This is a genomic window from Edaphobacter bradus (assembly GCF_025685645.1).
Lineage (GTDB): Bacteria > Acidobacteriota > Terriglobia > Terriglobales > Acidobacteriaceae > Edaphobacter > Edaphobacter bradus.
Genome location: NZ_JAGSYF010000002.1, coordinates 13,014 through 33,706, shown reverse-complemented (window position 1 = coordinate 33,706; position 20,693 = coordinate 13,014). Strand labels below are relative to the sequence as shown.

Annotated in this window: 13 protein-coding genes; 11 read left to right on the top strand and 2 right to left on the bottom strand. The window is 57.5% G+C overall.

Features of this window, described 5'->3' with window-relative positions:
- The first annotated feature begins 306 nt into the window (after positions 1 to 306).
- Together OHL16_RS06320 and OHL16_RS06315 are read left to right on the top strand one after the other, a co-directional pair.
- On the top strand, positions 307 to 1,479 hold the full coding sequence (locus OHL16_RS06320) for a PstS family phosphate ABC transporter substrate-binding protein (RefSeq protein ID WP_263366268.1): 1,173 nt from the start codon (positions 307 to 309) through the stop codon (positions 1,477 to 1,479).
- Between the two features lie 74 nt (positions 1,480 to 1,553).
- Positions 1,554 to 4,784 (top strand): TonB-dependent receptor, encoded by a 3,231-nt coding sequence (locus OHL16_RS06315; protein ID WP_263366267.1) that lies wholly within the window; start codon positions 1,554 to 1,556, stop codon positions 4,782 to 4,784.
- A 128-nt stretch (positions 4,785 to 4,912) separates the two neighbouring features.
- Here OHL16_RS06315 and OHL16_RS06310 read toward each other — a convergent pair whose 3' ends face one another.
- Both OHL16_RS06310 and OHL16_RS06305 read right to left on the bottom strand, forming a co-directional pair.
- Entirely contained in the window at positions 4,913 to 5,995 is a 1,083-nt protein-coding gene (locus OHL16_RS06310) for a PstS family phosphate ABC transporter substrate-binding protein (protein WP_263366266.1), read from the bottom strand.
- Complete coding sequence (locus OHL16_RS06305; protein WP_263366265.1) at positions 5,992 to 7,254, bottom strand: MFS transporter; 1,263 nt, start codon at positions 7,252 to 7,254, stop codon at positions 5,992 to 5,994. Before OHL16_RS06305 ends, OHL16_RS06310 begins: the two co-directional genes overlap by 4 nt.
- 409 nt (positions 7,255 to 7,663) lie before the next feature.
- Here OHL16_RS06305 and OHL16_RS06300 point away from each other — a divergent pair, with 409 nt between their 5' ends.
- From OHL16_RS06300 to OHL16_RS06260, 9 genes are all read left to right on the top strand, one after another.
- Complete coding sequence (locus OHL16_RS06300) at positions 7,664 to 8,683, top strand: YncE family protein (protein ID WP_263366264.1); 1,020 nt, start codon at positions 7,664 to 7,666, stop codon at positions 8,681 to 8,683.
- 227 nt (positions 8,684 to 8,910) lie between these two features.
- A complete protein-coding gene (locus tag OHL16_RS06295; RefSeq protein ID WP_263366263.1) occupies positions 8,911 to 12,159 on the top strand; it encodes a TonB-dependent receptor in 3,249 nt (1,082 codons plus the stop codon).
- A gap of 61 nt (positions 12,160 to 12,220) precedes the next feature.
- Positions 12,221 to 13,297, top strand: a complete 1,077-nt coding sequence (locus OHL16_RS06290) for a PstS family phosphate ABC transporter substrate-binding protein (protein WP_263366262.1) — start codon at positions 12,221 to 12,223, stop codon at positions 13,295 to 13,297.
- Between the two features lie 33 nt (positions 13,298 to 13,330).
- On the top strand, positions 13,331 to 14,491 hold the full coding sequence (locus OHL16_RS06285) for a type 2 periplasmic-binding domain-containing protein (RefSeq protein ID WP_263366261.1): 1,161 nt from the start codon (positions 13,331 to 13,333) through the stop codon (positions 14,489 to 14,491).
- Positions 14,492 to 14,500: 9 nt separating this feature from the next.
- Complete coding sequence (locus tag OHL16_RS06280; RefSeq protein ID WP_263366260.1) at positions 14,501 to 15,670, top strand: PstS family phosphate ABC transporter substrate-binding protein; 1,170 nt, start codon at positions 14,501 to 14,503, stop codon at positions 15,668 to 15,670.
- 36 nt (positions 15,671 to 15,706) lie between these two features.
- Positions 15,707 to 16,798: a PstS family phosphate ABC transporter substrate-binding protein gene (locus OHL16_RS06275; protein WP_263366259.1), complete on the top strand. Its 1,092-nt coding sequence runs from the start codon at positions 15,707 to 15,709 to the stop codon at positions 16,796 to 16,798.
- 70 nt (positions 16,799 to 16,868) lie between these two features.
- Positions 16,869 to 17,948: a PstS family phosphate ABC transporter substrate-binding protein gene (locus tag OHL16_RS06270; RefSeq protein WP_263366258.1), complete on the top strand. Its 1,080-nt coding sequence runs from the start codon at positions 16,869 to 16,871 to the stop codon at positions 17,946 to 17,948.
- A gap of 81 nt (positions 17,949 to 18,029) precedes the next feature.
- A complete protein-coding gene (locus tag OHL16_RS06265) occupies positions 18,030 to 19,118 on the top strand; it encodes a PstS family phosphate ABC transporter substrate-binding protein (protein ID WP_263366257.1) in 1,089 nt (362 codons plus the stop codon).
- A 64-nt stretch (positions 19,119 to 19,182) separates the two neighbouring features.
- A complete protein-coding gene (locus tag OHL16_RS06260) occupies positions 19,183 to 20,208 on the top strand; it encodes a PstS family phosphate ABC transporter substrate-binding protein (RefSeq protein ID WP_263366256.1) in 1,026 nt (341 codons plus the stop codon).
- The last annotated feature ends 485 nt before the right edge of the window (positions 20,209 to 20,693 follow it).

Genomic DNA, 20,693 nt, shown 5'->3' with positions numbered 1-20,693 from the left:
GGCTGATTTTGCCTTTCCTGGAATCGATCGATCATCGTAGCAGCTGGAGCGAACGATCGTAAGTCTGATCAAGAGCACATGAACCGGATTTCATGAGCGCTTCATTCCGCCTTCATTCTGCAAACCTACAAGGTGTAGCTGCCTCGCAAACTGAATTTTTTTCCGTTGCGACAATCCGCCGCGCGAACCTGAGGAACAACCCCCAGGTCAGCATAATCCGAGGCGAGATCGAGTCCTTCTACCAATTCGAGGATTGGAAGTCTGCGCAGGGCTAACAGTGACACTGAGGAAGAAACGAGGGAGTCCATGACGATGAAACACAGAGGAAAGCCCAAACTCGGGACGGGCGCTCTACTTTCGGTTTTGTTGTTATCTGTGGGATTGGGCACGCTACACGCGCAGGGTCGCAATGCGCTGGAAGTGCAGAAGGCACGTAATGAGCACGTCGCCAGTCGTCGGAACCTGGTGCGTTATCCGATTACCAAGTTCGACCTTTCTGCATTGCCGCACTACGTGCCGACGCAGGAGATCTCAGGCACAATTCGGATGACGGGTTCGAACTATGTTGCGGACAGCCACATAGGCGAGTATTGGGAGGCAGGCTTCAAGAAATTCCATCCCAACGTCAAGTTCGTTTACAACCTGAAGAGTCCATCTGCGGCGATTCCTGCGCTGTTCCTAGGGGTCTCCGACCTCGGGCCGTCGCGCAGAATGACCTTCGAAGACCTGCTCGCTTATGAACGGTTGAAGAACACCGATCCTATCGAGATTGTCTACGCAACGGGGTCGTATGACGTTCCGGGCTGGTCGCCGGCGTTCGGGATATTCGTGAACAAGTCGAACCCGTTGACCCAGCTGACGATGGCACAGCTGGAAGGCATCTTCGGCGCAGAACGTACAGGCGCGTGGGAAGGTACGACGTGGCATCCGGAGCGGGCGCGCAGCGCGGCGCAGAACATCCGCACATGGGGTCAGCTGGGGTTAACGGGAGAGTGGAAGGACAAGCCCATTCACGCGTACGGCGTGAACCTGCGGTATCACCAGGCGGTGCGATTTGAGGATGAGGTGCTGGAGGGTAGCTCGAAGTGGAACCCGACGCTTATGGAGTACGCGAACTACTCGAAGGCAGATGGGACCCTTGCGATCGGAGCCGAGCTGATGCTGGAGGATCTGTCGAAGGATCCGTATGGAATCGCGTACTCGGAGACGACCTTCCAGACGTCGCAGACTAAGGCTCTCGCGATTGCGTCGAAGGACGGCGGACCATATATCCCGATCACGGTCGAGACGGTGCAGAACCGAACTTATCCGCTTCACGACCAGGTGTACATGTACCTGAATCCAGGAAGCGATCCGACGGTGAAGGAGTTCATGCGTTACATCCTGAGCCAGGAGGGGCAGATGGATATCGCTCGCGATGGAAAATACCTGCCCTTGACGGCGGACATGGTGAAGGAAGGACGGAGGAAGCTCGAGTAGGAGCGGCTTCGAACAGTTTGGGGGCGGTCAGAGTTTTTCTGCGAAACACGCAACGAAGTTAGGGAGTAAAAAAAATGAGAGCCACGCGAAGTGCAGCAAACGTTTTGGTGTTGGCGACATTTCTGTTGGCAGGCGTGACAGGAGCCGTCGCACAGGTGTCTGGCGGATCTATCACAGGAACCGTTACGGACCCGACCGGTGCCGTAATCCCTGGTGTGACGGTGACGATCACCAACCGGTCGACGGGAATCTCGCAGGTGTTGAAGACGACGGCGAGTGGGCTGTTCAATGAGCCCAACCTCGATCCTGGAACATACGATGTGACCTTTGTAGAGGCAGGGTTTGCGAACGCAAAGGCCGAGGCGCTCGTGGACGTCAGTCACGACACCGTGCTTCAGGTGCAGATGCAAGTAGGCACCGAAGACAAGACGGTCTACGTGACCTCAGCTACGCCGGTGGTGGACCTGGGCTCGACTCAGTTGAATCAGACCGTGGACGGCAAGACGCTACGCGAGCTTCCACTAAACGGACGCGACTGGACTTCGTTGAGCGTTCTCGAGCCGAACGTTCACACGGTTGACAATCAGCTGAACATCTCATCTGGCGACAACACCCGGTCGAACCGTGGAGTCGGCACGCAGATTTCGATTGGTGGCACGCGTCCGCAGCAGAACAACTATCGTCTGGATGGAATTACGACAAACGACTACTCCGGATCGGGCCCGGGCGGAGCTTTGGGCGGGACGCTGGGCGTCGACGCAATCCAGGAGTTCTCGGTTGTTACCTCGAATGCGACAGCGGACTATGGCCGTACATCGGGAGGCGTGATCTCGGGTGTAACGCGCCAAGGGACGAACAAGTTCCACGGTTCAGCGTATGAGTTTATCCGTAACAGCGCGTTGGATGCGAAGAACTACTTCTCGACCGGCTCGGCACCGTTCAAGCGCAACCAGTTCGGCGGGGCGATCGGTGGCCCGGTGCTCAAAGACAAGGCGTTCTTCTTCTTCAACTATGAAGGGCTACGTCAGAGCCGGACGACGGCGACGATCGATACAGTGCCGAGCGCCGCTGCCCGTACCGGAGCGCTGGTGTCTGGGCATGTGACAGTCAGCCCCGCCGTGATTCCATATTTGGCGCTGTTCCCTCTGCCTAACGCAGGAACGAGCGGTGACGTGGGCACGTGGACGTTTGACTCAAAGGCAGTGGCAAGCGAGAACCTGTTCACCGGCCGCGCCGACTACACGCTTTCGCCCAGGGATGCGATTCATGGGACGGCCCTGAGCGATGACTCGACAGACACCCAGCCGGACGGGTTCAACTTTGTGTTAACGGGATTGAATATCAACCGCAAGGTGTATTCGATCCAGGAGTCCCATCAGCTTTTGCCGAACATTGTGAACTTCGCGCGCGTCGGCTATGCATACACCTTTTCGATCGCGCCGGCCTCGAGTATTGCGATCAACCCGCTGGCTTCCGATACTGCTCTGGGATTTGTGCCGGGGCAGAATGTGGGTGAGTTGCAGATCTCAGGTCTGAGCACGTTTTTTGGGGGTGTAGGGGCGGAGGGAACCTACTCCTGGCACTACAACAGTTACCAGGCGGCTGATGACGTCTACATCACCAAAGGCAGTCACTCGCTTCAGGTGGGGTTCTCCTTTGAGCAGATTCAATCCAACGATCGCGGAAACGTCACGAACGGCTTCTTTACGTTTGGATCGCTTTCGAATTTCCTGACGAATAAACCGACTCAGTTCACCTCAAACATTCCCGGTAGCGGTATCCCGATCTATCTGCGGCAGAAGGTGTACGGCGCGTACGCATTTGATAGCTACCATTTCCGGAAGAATCTCACGTTGATCTATGGCGTACGGTACGAGCCGACGAGTTCCGTCACGGAGAAGTATGGACATATCGCCACACTGACGAACCCTGCTTCACCAACGCTCAAACTTGGAGGGGCGCTCTTTCAGAATCCTACGTTGACAAATCTTGCTCCGCGTGTCGGCGTTGCGTGGGATCCGTTTGGTGCCGGCAAGACCTCTGTCCGAGCCTCGTATGGCATCTATGACAATCTTCCGCTTACGTACCAGTTCACGCTCTCGACTCTGACGGTTGCCCCCTATGGCAGCACGGCCAACTTGACTGATACGACGGTTCTCGCGGGCACGTTTCCTGCTAAGACATATCCACTGGCGATTGCCGCGGCAACCAATAAGGTGACATACATCCAGCAGAATCCGGGACGTCCTTATGTGCAGCAGTTCATTGTGAATATCCAACAGGAACTGGCGAGGAATATAAGCCTGGAGATGGGCTGGACCGGATCGCACGGAGTTCGGCAGACATTGAAGGCGAACGATGGAAACATCGTGGAGCCGTTACAGACGTCGGACCTGCATAACCTGATCTGGCCGAAGTTTGCCTGCACGACCGTCAAGGGCGTGCAGACGTGTAAGACGACCGGAGTCAAGCAGAACCCAAAGGTCGGCGGCGTCGATACGACACTATTCAATGAATCGACGAGCTACCATGCGCTGAATGTAGCGTTGCGGGGATCGGCCAGGAATGCACGACTCGGTATTGCTTATACATGGGCGAAATCGATCGACGAGTCTTCATCTTCGAATGGCGGGACGAACTTCACGAACTCGATCATCTCTCCTTTCCCGACGGTGATCGGCAGATTTAAGGGACTTTCGGACTTCAATATTGGCCAGAACATCGTCATCAATGGGCTTTATACCTTCGAAGGGCCGAAAGCCTCGCAGGCTTTCATACGGGCGCTCACCAGCGGATATCAACTTGGGGGCATCGTGCGAGTTGCGAGTGGACTGCCGTTCACGCCCCTGATCAGTGGCGACCCGCTGGGCTTGAGCAACAACAACCCGCTCTCGCTTCCGGATCGTCTGATGGGGCCGGGGTGCACTGGAAACCCGGTAAACCTGAGGGACAAGGCCAACTACCTGAAGCGTAGCTGCTTCGCCTTCCCGGCGAATATCCCGGCGACGGGTGGCTACTTCCCTCGGCTTGGCAACGCAGGACGCAACTCGGTATTCGGACCAGGCATTGCAACGCTTGACGCTTCGATAGTGAAAAATACATCGTTTGCACGACTCTCTGAGACGGCCAGGGTTGAGTTCCGCGCGGAGGCATTCAATCTGCTAAACCATCCAAACTTCTCAGTTCCGTCGCGGACAGCGTCGGCGTTGTTCAATGCGGCAGGAACTCCACTGAATAGCCCCTTGCTGACGACGACGTCGACGACAGAACGGCAGATCCAGTTCGGTCTGAAGATCATCTTTTGAAGGCAAACGTCGGGGCTGCCTGGCGTGCAAGAAGGGTTTTCGACAGTCGGGTGTGGGACCTTAGCGTGGCCTTTGAACGCTAAGTCTGCATCTTTTGCCTAAAGCAGCCTCGCCTCATCAAGGATTTCCTAGTCGAGCTTCTTGAGTTGCTCCGCGAGGAACTCGGGGGGCATGGGGAGGAAGTCGCCCTCCTTGAGTACGTCGGCCTGACCCTGTTTGCTGAGGACGTAGTGGAGGAACTCGTTGAGCTTGGGGTCAAGCGGCGTGCCGGGTTTACGATTGACCAGGATATAGATGGCGCGGACCATCGGATACGTGCGGTTGGCGGTGTTTTCGACGTTGGGTGTGATGTAGGGGCCTCCGGAGTTCACGGAGATCGGTAGAAACTTGACGCCGTCGTTGGCGAATTGCATACCGGTGAAGCCGATGGCATCCTCATCCTTCGCGATCTCAGCTGTCATGAGGTCGCCACCGGTATGGATGAGCCTTCCATCCGGGTAATGGGTGTTGTAGAACTCCCGCAGGCTGCCGGTCCACTTGTCGCTGCCCATGAAGACGATCTGCTGGAAGCCATAAGTAAATCCGGGAATTTGCATGTCGTAGCCGTTGACATGGATTGGGCGGTCGGCCCACTCGCCGGTCAGACCGAGCTGTCCCCAGCGCGTGATGGGCACTTTAGCGCCGCGCTTGAGGCCGGTGCCGAAAATAGCATCGAGCTGCTGGAGATCGAGGTGCTGAATGGGGTTGCTTTTGTTAACAAAAATGATGAAGGGCCAGGTCTTGCCTTCGGCGTCGAAGCTTCCCGTGGCCGCGGCAATGGCGAGCGGGTCGTAGTTGAACATCTTCTGGAAGCCCAGGACTTCCATGGGCCAGGGCTCGCGGCCGAGGAGGCCGACGTCGGCGACGTTGGTGTAGAGTGCGCCTACAGCTTGGGCGGAGCTCTTAAGGGTGTCCTCGAAACGGATCTCCGGATGAAACTTGCGGAAGCCCTCTTCCCAGATGGATTCGAGCCTGGTCATGAAGTCGTTGCCCCAAACGCGGATGACGCCCGGTGCCGGCGGACCAGGTTTGTAGTCGGCCGCGCTCGCGACGTTCGCGAGGGCTGCCGGCGTGCGGTTGGTCGGCTTCGTTGCGGGTTGCGATCCGGTCTGCGCGTATATGGAGGAAGTGGCAAAGATTGTGCCCACTAGGAATGCTTTGGAGATCTTCATGGGATGGGACTCCTGGTTTTGAAGCTGCGCCCGCGATTCTCTGGGCCGAATCCGAAGATGAGCATGAGCGATGCGATGACGCACAGCTCGAACGAGGTCAGTGCCCAGGAATAGCCGAGGCGCTTTTCCAGAAGATTCTGGAGCGCTGGCAGCGGCGAAGAGAACAACACGCCAAGCTGGTAGACGAAGCCTGTGAAGAGGCCGCGAATGGCGTCTGGCGAGAGCTCATTGAGGTGCGCCGGGATGACTCCGAAGGCTCCCTGCACGCCGGTCTGCATGCAGAACGAGCCGAGGACAATAGCGACGAGTGTGCCGCCAAAGGCCCAGGCGGGGATCGAAATCAGGCAGAGCGTGAGGGCGATCATGAGGGCATAGCGACGGCCGATGCGCTCGGACAACCCGCCGATGATGATCGCACCGATGATCGCGCCGACGTTGTAAAGGACGGGAATGCCATATGTCGCCTTCATGCCGAAGACCGTTGCCTTAGTAACCCAAGGGAGGCCCTTGAGGAAGTCGGGGTAGAGATCCTGGGTGCCGTGCGAGAGGCAGGTCATTACGGTCATCACGAGCAGAAGGTAAGCAAAGGGGCGGATGTTATGCATGAGGGTCGCGCCCATGGACCAGATCGATGGGCTGCGGTGCAGCTTCCAGGCGTCAGACTCTGGAGCCTTCAGAGTGATAAGCACGATGAGCACGGCGACGACCGAGCCGACTACGAACATGGCCTGCCAACCGAAGCGCGGTGGGACGGTCTGGATGGCAATAGAAGCCATGAGGTAGCCGAAAGGATAGCCGCCCTGCATCATGCCGGAGAGGAAGCCTCGTTTACGGCGGGGAGCGCTCTCCATGGAGTAGGCCGCTCCGATGCCCCAGTAGCCACCCATGCCAATGCCGTAGAGTGCGCGAAAGATCATGAACGCAAGGTAGCTGGGCGCGAAGCCACTGAGGACGGTCATCGTGGAGAAGTAGAGCACGCACACCATGAGCGGCCGGCGGCGGCCGAAGCGATCCGCGAGCCAGCCGAAGAGGAGAGCGCCGACGGGACGCATGGCAAGTGTAAGGGTGAGCGAGACAACGATGGCGGACTTGCTGACTTGGAACTTCGCGGAGAGCTCGTTGAAGAGAAAGACGACAACGAAGAAGTCGAAGGCGTCGAGCACCCAGCCGAGGATGCCTCCGATTACGGCAAATTGCCAACCGGGTGTATCGACCTCCTGTTGCAGACTGGATGCGGGATCAACGGAGGCGACGTACATGGAGTCCTTGGGTGTGTCTAAAAAAGCAGAGCGAGCAGGCTAAGGGCTGTGACCCAGGAGCCGGCAGCATTGTCTCAATCTGATACCCCGACCATTTACTTTGGCCGGAATGAAGTACCCATGAATCAAGCATGAAAACTCATTCAGGATCAACAAACAACGCCAAAGGCGTGTTTGCAAGTCTAGTGAGCGATTCGATTGTTCGCTTCAGTTGATTCTTGTGCCTGCGCCGTTGCGATTTCGAACGTCGAATGTTTCGCCTGCTGTCAACAGCACATGAAAACAATTTCATTGCGGGTTCAGCAACGGCTCATCCGGCCCCACGAGGCTAACGGGAGACGTCAAGCCCGTGCGACTTACGAAGGTCACGCCGTCGAGGTTTGCAGACGAGAAGAATGAGGATAAATCCATGAAGAAGATATTCGCGGGAGCTTTGATGCTCACCGCTGCGACGTTAGCTACAAGTGCCGCTGCCCAAAGCAACGCTCAACTCAAGCTGGTCAAGACGGTGGAGTTGCCAGGCTACACAGGCGACTTTGACCACTTCGCGATTGATCGCCAGCGGGGGCGGATTCTGGTCGCGGCGGAGGATCATGCGACCCTCGAAATATTCGATCTGAAGACCGGTAATCATTTGAAGACGATCGCTGGGTTCGGAGCGCCACATACGGTGCTGGTGCGTCCGAACTCGCCGAACATCTTGGTGACTGACAGCGGCAAGGAGATGACAGCAGTGCTGGACGCGGCGACCTACGAGAAGAAGGGAACCGTAACGCTGACACCTGGAGCCGATTCGGCGGGCTATGATGCTGTGGCGAACGTCTGGTATGTCGTCACGGGAGGCAAAGACGTGGACATGAAGACGGCCGAGATCGAGGCAATTAACCCGGACACGGGCAAGAAACTAGGCGAGGTAGTGTTCGACGACAACCACGTTGAAGCGATGGCACTCGAGAAGAATGGGGACCGGCTATTCATCAATCTTGCGCAAACGAACAAACTGGCCGTAGTCAATCGGAAGACGATGAAGGAGATTGCGGAGTGGGCCGTACTACCGGCGAAAGCGAACGCGATGGTTGCATTTGATGAAGGAGCCAAACGGCTCTATGTAGTATGCCGGGACCCGGGCATGGTCGTTGTGATGAACAGCGATACCGGGGCGGTAGTGAGCAAGGCGCCGGCACCGCTGCGTGCCGACGAAGTGATGATGGACGCGACAACGCACCGCCTTTATGTCCCTGGTGGTGAGGGCTACATCGGAATTTATGACACATCGGATCCGCAACAGGTGAAGATGATTGCCAAGGTGCCGAGCGCTCCCGGGGCGAAAACCGGAATTCTGTTGCCAGACATGAAAAAGATGTTTGTCGCGGCTTCGCCGGGAGAAACGAAGAATGTTGCAAAGATTATGACGTATCAACTACCTTGATTGGCCTGTTAGGTAGGTCCATCCGCGATTGGCAGATCAGAATCGAGGGATAGAGAAACAAACGCATATCCTGTGTCAACTCAAACAATGATCTGATTAATCCATTTTCATTTTTAGTTCAGACAACCTTCATTCCGGGAGCCGTAAATGCTCCTGACCCGAAGGAGAGCCTGCTTGGTTTCATCGAAGGGAAGCAATCCCTGCTATTCCACGGTCCGGGAGCTCGCATGTTCGCAAAGGCTAGACGCACTCTCCTCACTGCAATCACGATCACTTCCGTAGCACTCACTTCGGCAAGTTACGCGCAGAGCGGCGGCGCAACGCTCCAGGGGACGGTGACGGATCCAAACGGGGCGGTAGTGCCCAATGCGCGGATAGGTATCGTATCCCAGTTGACTGGAGTATCCCGGGATGTGACCTCGAACAACGAGGGCATCTACTCCGCACCGAACCTCAGCGCCGGGAGATACAAGGTCACCACCTCGGCCTCTGGTTTCGCCACCAACGTCCAGACCGACGTACTGCTCACGGTTGGCGCCGTGCGCGACTTTGACATTCCGCTGACGCTCGCCACAACCGACATCACCATCACAGTCGAAAGCTCGAGCAACCAGGTCAACTCTGTCGACACTTCCGTCCAGGGCATCGTGGATGGAAAACAGACCCGAGACCTCCCGCTCAACGGCCGCGACTGGACCACGTTAGCGACACTCAACTCCGGTGTCTCTCAGATACTCACTCAATTTCCAGGTGCGGCCACTGCCACAACCCGGCTATCCCGTGGCCTGGGGGCACAGTTGACCATCGGTGGCAATCGGCCACAGCAGAACAGTTATCGACTCGACGGTGTTAACATCAACGATTACGCCAACGGCGGCCCCGGCTCTGTCTCGGGAGCCACGCTCGGCGTCGACGCAGTGCAGGAGTTCAACGTAATCACCTCGGACGCCCCCGCGCAGTACGGCCGCATGTCCGGTGGCGTCATTAATTCCATCACCCGCCAGGGTTCCAATCAGCTACACGGTTCGGCGTACGATTTCATCCGCAACAGCGTCTTCGATGCCCGCAGTTACTTCGATCCGGTTGGTGGTGGCGAGCCCTCCTTCCGTCGCAACCAATTCGGCGGAACCCTCGGCGGTCCAATCATTCGCGACAAGACATTCTTCTTCTTCAACTATGAGGGCTTCCGTCAGGCGCAGGGAGTCTCGATGCAATCGACCGTGCTCTCACCGAACGCGCGCACCGGACTCGTCACTTGCACCAGTGGCTCCACGTGTAAGAACGGCCTGCAGCAGCTCAAGATCAGCCCCGCCGTATCTCCCTTCCTCACACTCTTCCCCCTCCCCAATTCGACCGTAAGCGGAAATACGGGAATCTATAGCTTTTTGACGACGCAGAAAGCGAACGAGGATTTTTCCACTGTCCACGGGGACCACAACTTCTCACAGAGCGATTCAATTCACGGTACGCTGCTCTACGACACCGCCTCGCTTGACTCCGCGGATCAGACCAACACCCTTTACGATGAAGCTATTTCGCGCCGGACCACGGCTGCGATCGAAGAGGTACATCTCTTCTCGCCGAGACTCACCAACTCCTTCCGGCTTGGCTACAACCGCTCCGTCGCCATCGCTCCAACCGAAAAGGCCGTCATCAATCCTGCGGTCAATAATCCCGCCCTCGCGTACTATGCCGGTTACACTACGGGACAGCTTCTCGTTTCCAGCCTTACTACCGTTCAGGGTGGTTCAGGTGCAGTCGGCACAAACTCCTACCACTACAACTCCTACCAACTCTACGACGATGCCACTTATGTGCGCGGCAAGCACTCCATCACCTTCGGAGGGGTGATCGAATACATCCAGAACAACACCAATGGCGGCGTTCTTCCAAATGGGGAGTGGAACTTCGGATCGATCAACAACTTCCTCACCAACGTGCCCACGTTCTTCGAGGGCCGCGTTCCAGGAACGCCCGTTGTCCCGCACGACTTGCGGCAGACGCTCTATTCTGCCTACGTCCAGGACAGTTGGAAGATGCGCAACTACCTCACCATCAACCTTGGGCTTCGGTACGAGATGGTGACGGACACGACTGAGACTCGCGGTCGGATCGGCGCGCTGCCCACCCAGACCTCGCCCGCAGCCGTTCCGATCCACACCTTTTTCACCAATAATCCGACGACCAAAAACTTCGAGCCACGTATTGGCGTTGCCTGGGATCCCTTCCGCAATGGGAAAACTATTGTGTCCGTCGCCTCAGGCATCTACGACATCCTGCCCCTGAATTACACATTGCAGCTCCAACTCCTTTCGAGCGCCCCCTCCTACCAAGAGGGACGGGTTACGTACTCTGGCACTACAGGAAAGGGTCTCTTTCCTGTCACACCATTCGTCACCACAACACCCCAACTTCGCGTTATCTATACGCCCCAGAACCCGCCTCGCAGTTACGTTATCCAAAACAACGTCAATCTCCAGCAGCAGCTCACGCCCAACACAGTCTTCCAGATTGGCTACATCGGCTCGCATGGAGTTCATCAGTTATTCAGCACCAATGACATCAACAACGTCCCCAGCTTAGGCAAGGACCCCTCCGGCAACTACTACTGGCCTGACCTCTCCAAGGTCACCGGCGCCGCGCGCTCCGCCTTGCAATTGAACCCCGCCGTCGGCACAGAGTCCGACACCATCTACGCTGGCAGCTCAATCTACCACTCTCTCCAGACCTCCATCAGCTACGCGGCTCCCAAGGGAGTTATCGGCAAGATCGCCTATACCTGGTCGCACTCCATCGATGACAGCTCCTCGCAAGTCTCGGGCGCCAGCTTTGGCAACTCGGTCTCAGGTCTTCCCGCCTTCGACCTCAGTCTCGACCGCGCAGACTCTGATTTCGATATCCGCCACGTCTTCTCCGCAAACGCTATCGCTCCTCTTCCGAACATTAAGCGAGGAGGAGGCTACACCTCTATCCTCCGCGGATGGAGCACAAACAATATCTTCACCATTCGTTCCGGTATCCCCTTCACCCCGGTCGTCGGCGGCGACCCTCTCGGATTGCTCGGCTCCCAGACATTTCAGTTTCCTGATCGCATCGTCCACGGTCGCAGCTGCACGAACAGTCACAACGTCCACTACATCGATACCTCGTGTTTCGCCTTCCCTGGCACTTACGCCTACGGCCCCGGCCTCGCCGGACCCCGACTCGGCACCGGCCGCCGCAACACCCTCGACGGCCCGGGCCTCTTCAACTGGACGACAGGTCTGATGAAGGATCAGGTCATTACCGAGCGCTTACGCGCCCAGTTTCAAGCACAGGCCTTCAACGTAACCAACCACACTAACTTTGCCAACCCGGCGAGTGCACAGACGCAGATCTTCAATGTCAACGGCTCCCTATCCGGTACAGCCGGTACGCTCACCTCCGTCGCCACTCAAGGGCGCCAGCTGCAGTTCGCCCTTAAGCTGCTCTTCTAAGGAGCTGCATCGCATTGAACACTCTGCAACCGAACAGTTCAATGAAAGTGCGAGACATACGATGATGGCAAAGAGCAAGGCAATACGGTGGCTTGTGGTCCTCGACGGCATCCTGGCTGTGACGACGATGGCCACAGCACCTGCTAACGCTCTTGGCGGCGCACCCATCAGGCAGGCGGACGCATCGCTCCCCTCTTATCAGCCCCAGCCAGCAGCGCCTCCCAAGGGCGCAGGCTACGTCATGCCGGACGGAACCATCCGTATCGTCGGCTTCGATGACATGGAAGGGATGATCCTGAAGCTGAACGCGCTCTTTACTCAGTCCCATCCGGGGACGAAGTTCACCTACGTGAAGAGCAACAGCTACGGTGCTCTCTACTCGCTGATGTGGGACTCAACGGCTTTCGCTCCTATGGCTCTGGACTATCAGAGCAATCTCGTCTACACCGATATTGTCCATGGCCCATCCTTTGCAATCCGCGTCGCACACGCCTCTGTGACTCCCGCCGCAAAGCTTAGCCCGATCGCAGTTGTCGTGAACAAGAGCAGCCCTATCGACACCCTGTCGGTCGCTCAGCTTACATCCATTTTCACGGAACCGGTCCGCAGACCTGTTTACAGCCACTGGGGCCAGCTTGGCCTGAAAGGCGAGTTGGAAGCCCAATCCATCCATCCCTGCGGCCTTCCCTGGAGCGATCATTACCCCTCCCAGGATCCGACGTTCGGAGAGTATGTCTTCACGCGCAAACTCGGGGGAGGTCAGCCCGTCGTGAACTACGCGATGTTCACCACCTATGCAGCCGTGCTCAGGAACGTCGCCTCAGACCCGCTCGCAATCGGGCTTGTAGCCGCCAACGAGGTCACCTCCGACGTCAAGCTCGTCAACGTCACTGGTGGCGACCTCGGTGAACCTTCTCGCCCAGACGCAGCCAGTGTTCAGAGCGGGCGCTACCCTTTGGACCGCTATCTGTATCTCTATGGCCGGCTCGTCTCGGGCAAGCCCTTCGACCCATTCGTAAAGGAGTACATGCGGATGGTTCTGTCGAAGGAAGGGCAACGGATTATCGCCGAGGATCCTCACGGCTACATCCCGCTCGATACCGTCGAAGTTGGGAACGACCTGGCGAAGCTCCGATGAGTCATGGCAATCGCACAGCCAAAGGACACTTGCATGAACCCGTCAAGCCATAAGAGGAGTTGCAGGAAGCCAACCCACTTATACCTGAACACTTCGCGACGCCGGCATATCCATCTCATTGCCTTTGCCGCGGCGCTGATCATCGTGCAAGGCCCGTATTCTTCTCATGGCTTCGCCCAGGAGAAGGCCCTCGATGGTCCACAGCCCTATGTCGCTCAGTCGGTGAAGTTCCCCGCCGGCGCAACCTATTTGCGGCCGGACGGCAGCATCTACATGACTGGCAATGACCTCGTTCAGCCGTTGATCGAAAAGCTCAACGAACTCTTCGTCAAAACTCACCCCGGCTTCAGATTTTCCTTGCATATGATGTCCTCCGCAGAAGCAATCAGCGGCATCACCTCCGGAAAATCTGCTATTGGCCCGATTGCACGCGATGCCACATTCTGGGACAAGGACGCGTTCGCTTCCGTCTATGGCTATCAGCCCACCGACGTTCAGATCGGCTGGGATAACACGCCCGACGCAGATCACTATCCTCCGGGCAAGTTTCCGCCCGCAGTATGGGTCAACGTACGCAACCCTGTATCGGCGCTCGATCTCGATCAGGTCACATCGATCTTCACGCAGGGATCTCCCAAGGGGGATATCACACGCTGGGGCCAGGTCGCCTTCCACGAAGCGAATCTGGGCAACAATGGCGGCGACTATGCCAAGCGCGAGATCCACGTCTATCTGCCCACCCTGCGCGGTCTGCCCGTTGTTTCCACCACGCGCATGCGTCTGGGCGGCTATCCGTGGACAGCCCGCGGTGAATACCTGCCCTCCATTGAAGATGTGATGAATGCAGTGGCGAATGATCCCTTCGGCATCGGCTTCATCGGCTGGTTTCCCGTCGACGAAGGTTGGGACCGCTCCGTCGACCTGAGCGGCAAAGTCCGGCTTCTTCCTTTGTCCGAGACGGCAGACAGCAAGATCTCGCGCGGCACACCTGGCGATCTCTATCCCCTCGCAGGAGGCATTCACCTGATGGTTAACCGTGCACCAGGCAAGCCGATGGAGCCGTGGATCCGGGAGTACTTGCGGCTCGCCCTCTCAAAGGAGGGCCAGGAGATCATCTCCTCCATGACCGCAAGCGACGGTTTCATGTCGCTTGATCCCAAAGATGTTCCCGCAGAGCTAAAGAAGCTGGACTGAGGGATGCAGATGAATTCGATCAGAACGCAGGCCGTCCAGAATCGCAAAGACCTCGCGCGAGCCTCGCATTCGTCACGCACGAGCGGCCGTTCGCCGGCGGCGAGGCTTTGTAGGCTTCTGGCGCTGATCGGTCTGGTCTCATTGATGGCACGCCGCCCCGCCCTCGCCCAGCAATATGATCTGAGCGGCCTACCACCCTACCACGACGAGACCAACCCGCAACAACTTCACGGCGTCATCCGCATCCACGGAACCGAGCTCACACAGCACCTCATTCACGAGTGGGAGGATGCGTTCCTCAAACTCCACCCCCTTGTCCGCTTCGGCGACTACATGCTCCCAACCGGCTTCAGCGGCCTCTGCGCCGGCACTGCCGACATCAATGTAATGGGTCACACCGCGTGGCGCTCAGATCTCAAGGCCTTCGAGGAAACCTTCGGCTATGACCCTTTTGAAGTGATGTTCGCGACCGGAGGTTTCAATCTGAGGAAGGGCAACACGCCGGCTGCGATCATCTTTGTCAACAAAGACAACCCCATAGGCCAACTCTCTCTGAGACAGCTCGATGGCATCTTTGGTGCCCAGCGCACCGGCGGCTGGAACGGGACGCATTGGTCGACCGCGAGCGCGCGAGGTCCCGAAGGGGACATTCGCACTTGGGGCCAGCTCGGCCTTACGGGCGACTGGAAGGACAAGCCGATCCACCTCTACGGGATCGACGCCACCTTGAGCAACTGGTCGGAGCTGATCCAGCGCGTCGTCTTCAAAGGCGGCGACAAGTGGAACCCCGCGATGAACGAGATTGTACGCGGAGGTGTCGAGATCCCTGCCGACGCGCAGATCGTCTCAAGCGTCGCAAACGACCCAGGCGGCATCGGTTTCAACCTGATGCGTGTCGTCGAGAAGAATCCCGGCGTGAAAGCGCTCGCAATCGGCGCACAGGATCAGGGACCATACATTCAGCCTACTGCCGAGAGTTGCTATCAACGCACCTACCCACTGGTTAACTCAGTTTATCTCTACCTCAATCGGCCGCCGGGCAAGCCGTTCGACCCCCGGCTCAAAGAGTTCCTCAAATTTGTCCTCAGTCGCGAAGGCCAGCAGATCGTCGTCGACGACGGAATGTTTATCCCTCTCAATCCGGAAGCTGCTCACGAAACGCTGCGAAAGCTTGATTAGCTTCAGCCCCTTGACCTCAGACGTATCGAGCCATCTATGAAACTGCCGACTATGGTCACTCATCATCGATCCTCCAGCCGGACTCTCAGCCTTTTCGCCGGCTTAACTCTCGCCGGGATGACCGCGCCAATGTGGGCGCAGAGCGTCCCGTCTCTTCCGGAATACAAGCCCGGTGCGAAGCTGGCCGGCGTCATCCGGAGTTGGGGCAGTGACCAGATGGGTCCCTTGATGAAACGATGGGAAGATGGCTTCCACAGATATCAACCAGACGTCTACTTCTCAGACACCCTGAAGGGGACGGCCACTGCCCAATTCGGGCTGCACGAGTGGGTTGCGGATATTGCGGTATCTACACGCAAGATCTACCCCTACGAGTTTTATGGCGTTTACCGTCGATCACTCCTCTATCCCGTCGAGATCGCCGTCGCAACAGGCAGCTACAACGTGCCGCACAAGGCGGCAGCAATTGCCGTCTTCGTCAACCGGGAAAACCCCCTCGCAAAACTGACCGTGAATCAGCTTGACGGCATCTATGGCGCACATCGTACCGGAGGATGGCAGGATCTGAATTGGCACTCCGAGATCGCCCGTGGTACCGAGCAGGACATCCGTACATGGGGCCAACTCGGACTGAAGGGCGATTGGGCCGACAAGCCCATCCACGCTTACGGCCCTCCAGGTATCTACCCCGGTGGCATCTCCTTCTTTCAGACCAGAGTGATGGGAGGAGCTGATAGCTGGAACGAGTCCCTTCTGGAGTACGACGATCGCGCAAAGATGATGGACGCTCTCAGCCATGATCGATACGGAATTGCGTACACTTCGCTGAACTACCAGACCCAGCAGACGAAACCTCTTGCTCTCGCGGAGAATGACGCGGGGGCCTTCGTCGAGCTTACTCGCAAGACCACGACCGACCGCACGTATCCCCTTGTGCGCACCGCCTACATCTACTTTTCCCCCGACCGGCCGGATGGTTCTCCTGCCGACCCGAAAGTGGAACCAAAGATCAGGGAGTTCCTTCGCTACGTGTTGAGCAGGCAGGGCCAGGAGGACGCCCTGCGCGAAGGAGATTTTTTACCCCTCACCCCCCAGCTCGTTGCCGAGCAACTTCGTAAGCTCGAATGACCCGGATGGTGGAGGCCACAGCAGTGCAACGCCCGGAACACGTACATAAAAATCCGGAGAACAGTAATTCATGAAATCTTTTCACCGTCTCTGTTCCTTGATCTCGCCTCTCTGGCCATTGCTCGCGCTCACGGTTGCCGCTACCCCCGTCTACACGCAGACATCCCGGCAACTGGCCCCATACAAGCCGGAACAGAAGCTTCCAGGGCCGGAGATCCTTCGCAGCTGGGGAAGCAACGAGATGGCCGGTCTGATGAAATTGTGGGAAGAAGGCTTCGTTCGCTACCAGCCCGAAATCCGTTTCTCCGATACCCTCAAGGGGACTGAAACCGCACAGGCCGCGCTCTTCTCCCACGTGGCCGATATGGCTCTGATGAGCCGTCCGATATTACCCCTCGAACGTCATGTCATGTTCCGGCGTGAGCACCATCTGCCGCTCGAGATTATGGTCGCGACTGGCAGCTTCGATGCTGCCGACAGGACCTTCGCCCTCGCTGTCCTCGTCAACAAAGACAACCCTCTCTCTGGCCTCAGCCTCAAGCAGCTCGACGGCATCTTTGGCGATCAGCGAACCGGAGCATGGGATGAGAAGTTCATCTGGCACCCGGAAGCGGCACGTGGTCCCGATCAAAACATACGCACCTGGGGTCAGCTCGGTCTCACTGGAGAGTGGGCGGACAAGCCCATCCACGTCTACGGTTATCCCGTAACGATCTATTCACCCGTCTCCGGTCCCATGCTCTCCTTCCGCAAGGACATCATGCAGGGCGGCGATATCTGGAACCCCGGTCTTAGGGAATTCCCGGAGGGAGACAAGATCGCCGAGGCTCTCAGCAAAGACCGCTACGGCGTGGGCTATACATGCCTCTGCTTCAAGACAAATGCATTGAAACCGCTCGCCATCACACCAGCGGGCGGCTCAACCCCGATACCACTGAGCAAGTCCACGGTCGCCGACCGCACCTATCCGTTGAGCAGGTCTGTTTATATCTACATCGATCGCACGCCAGGCGAGCCGGTCGATCCTGGGGTGAAGGAGTTCCTCAGCTATGTGCTCAGCCGCGAGGGGCAGGACGTAGTGTCGCGCTCCGGTGGATACCTGCCCCTAACCCCCCAACTCGCACTGGAGCAGCTTCAGAAGCTCCAGTAGACGACAAGACTCGTCGATCACTTCGTTGACGCTGTCGTCTCACAAGTTCGCTACGCAAGCAGTAGTTCAAGGAGAATGCCGATGCGAAGGACACAGATGATCGCTCTCATCATCACAGCCCTCGTGGCAACCGCTGGCTCTGCACAAAATCTCGATGGCCTCCCTCTCTACCAGGGAAATAACGATCAGTTTGGCGAGATCCGGATTTGGGGCAATGAGACGATGCTCCAGATGCTCACCGCCTGGGAACTAGGCATTCACGAGCACCAGCGCGGCCTCCGCTTCGCCGACGTTTTGCCGAGCGGCGCCGCCGCCATTGGCGCCCTCTATACTGGCGTCGCCGACCTCGGCCTCATGGGACACCACAGCTGGCCAATGGAAACTCTCGCCTTCCACGAGGTCTACGGTTACGACCCCCTCGAGATCATTGTTGCCACGGGTGCCTACGATGTGCCGGCAAAGATGCCCGCCAATGTCATCTACGTCAATAAGAAGAACCCTCTCGTAAAACTTGATGTGCAGCAGCTCGACGGTATCTTCGGATCGCAGCGGACGGGCGGCTGGCAAGGAACGCATTGGTCCACTGCGAGCGCCCGTGGTCCCGACAAGAACATTCGCACATGGGGTCAACTCGGACTTACTGGCGAGTGGGCGGACAAGCCTATCCATCCTTATGCTTATGATCTCAGCGCCAATAGCTTTTGCCTCTCGATGCAGCGAATGGCATTCCAGGGAGGCGATAAGTGGAACCCGGAACTGCACGAGTTCGCGCTGAACGAAGTGGGTATGCTCTTCAAACCCGGCCCGCGTCCGCCCCAAGGCTGCGAGATGATCATCGACGCACTCTCCAAGGATCCTTACGGGATCGCCTACACCGCTCCACAATGCGCGCGTAAGAGCAACGAAGTGCGGCCACTCGCGCTCGCTGCTGATGCACGTGGGCCCTTCGTCGAGCCCACGCTGGAGAATATGGCGAATCGGACCTATCCGCTCGTCGAATCCATTTACGTCTACATCAATCGGCCGCCAGGCCAGCCCGTAGACCCGAAGCTCAAGGCATTTCTCACCTACATCCTAAGCCGCCAGGGACAAGAGGGCGTTCTGCGCGACGGCGGATACCTCCCGCTCACACCCGAGGTTGCACGCGAGCAACTCAAGAAGCTCGAATGACCTCTCTGCGCAGCCCTCCTCCAGCGACATCACCAAAATATGAGTTGCACGAAAGGGAAGACTTATGAAGCTGACGTCTCTACTCTCCATCTTCGTGGTGCTGGCCGCGGCCGCAGCCTCCGCACAGGATCTCACCTCCTTTCCGCAATACACGCCTCACGTGAAAGTCAGCGGAACCCTCGTTGTCTGGGGCAATGACGGCATGGTGGCTCTAGCGAAGCGCTGGGAAGATGGCTTCCACAAATATCAGCCCGACATTCGGTTCGAAGACCATCTCTACAGCACCGCCGCCGCCATTGGTGGACTTTATGCCGGCCATGCTGACCTTGCCTATATGGGCCGCGACATCTGGCCAGTCGAAAGCCTCGGTTTCTCCAAAACCTTCGGCTACGCCCCAACTCGCTTCGTCGCCGCAACCGGTGCCTACGATGTCGAAGGGAAGACCTTTCCCATGGTCGTTTTCGTCAACAAGGACAACCCGCTCAAGGGGCTCACCCTGCCGCAGCTCGACGCCATCTTCGGCACAGAACGTAAGCTCGGCGCCCCAATCAACATTCAGAAATGGGGAGACCTCGGCCTCGCCGGGGATTGGGCGGACAAGCCTATTCACCTCTACGGCTATGCCAGCGATAGCGGCTTCGGCGTCTTCTTCTCTGCCGCCACGATGGGCGGAAGCTCCAGTTGGAACTGTGGCATTCACCAGTTCGACAACATCTACGACAGCACGGGCAAGACCATCACCCCTGCTGGCCGACGAAGCCTCATTGCGCTCGCCGCTGATAAGTACGGCCTCGCTTACTCCGGCATCAGATATCTCACATCCGACGTTAGGCCCATTCCCATCGCCACCCGCGAAGGCGCACCTTACATTGCGCCGACCCGCGAAAACGTCGTCAACCGCACCTATCCACTCCTCCGCGACATCCCCATCTACATCAACAGGGCTCCAGGGAAGCCAATCGATCCTAAGGTGAGCGAGTTTCTGTCCTACATCCTCAGCCGCGAAGGCCAGGAGGCGATCAGCCAAGAGGGCGATTACCTGCCGCTAACGGTCGATCTCGTGCAACAGCAAAGAGAGATACTTAAGTAAGCCACTCCACCTGAATGTCGCCATGGCATCGAGATGATCTTCAAAAGGGCTCAGTTTGAAGAATGGTCGGCCCTAGTGGACGATTTTCGAACTTTTCAGGGTTTAGATATCTCTTACGGTTCGTTTTCTCTACCAATTTGAGGTTGGACTGCAACAAGGGATACCTCCCTGCAATCCTGCGCCATTGATTCGGTTTCAATAGGTACCATGATGCGGGGTGTGACCACTATCAATTTGGTAAACAGAAGCCGACATATCAGTACCTAATCCTTGGCGAAGCCCATAAACCGCAGAACCGAAGGCAGTTTCGCATTAGTTACGAATTGATCTTGTCAGAAATCCTGTTCTTAACAGATGATCGCCGAGGGTCACTTGTCCGAAATGCGGACTATACGGCCATGTGGTCTGGAAACACTGATCTCGTTTTGCAAGTCGGCATCCGTCCGTGGTAGCCTGTGCGCGATTAGGAGCTCCTTAGCGGTTTC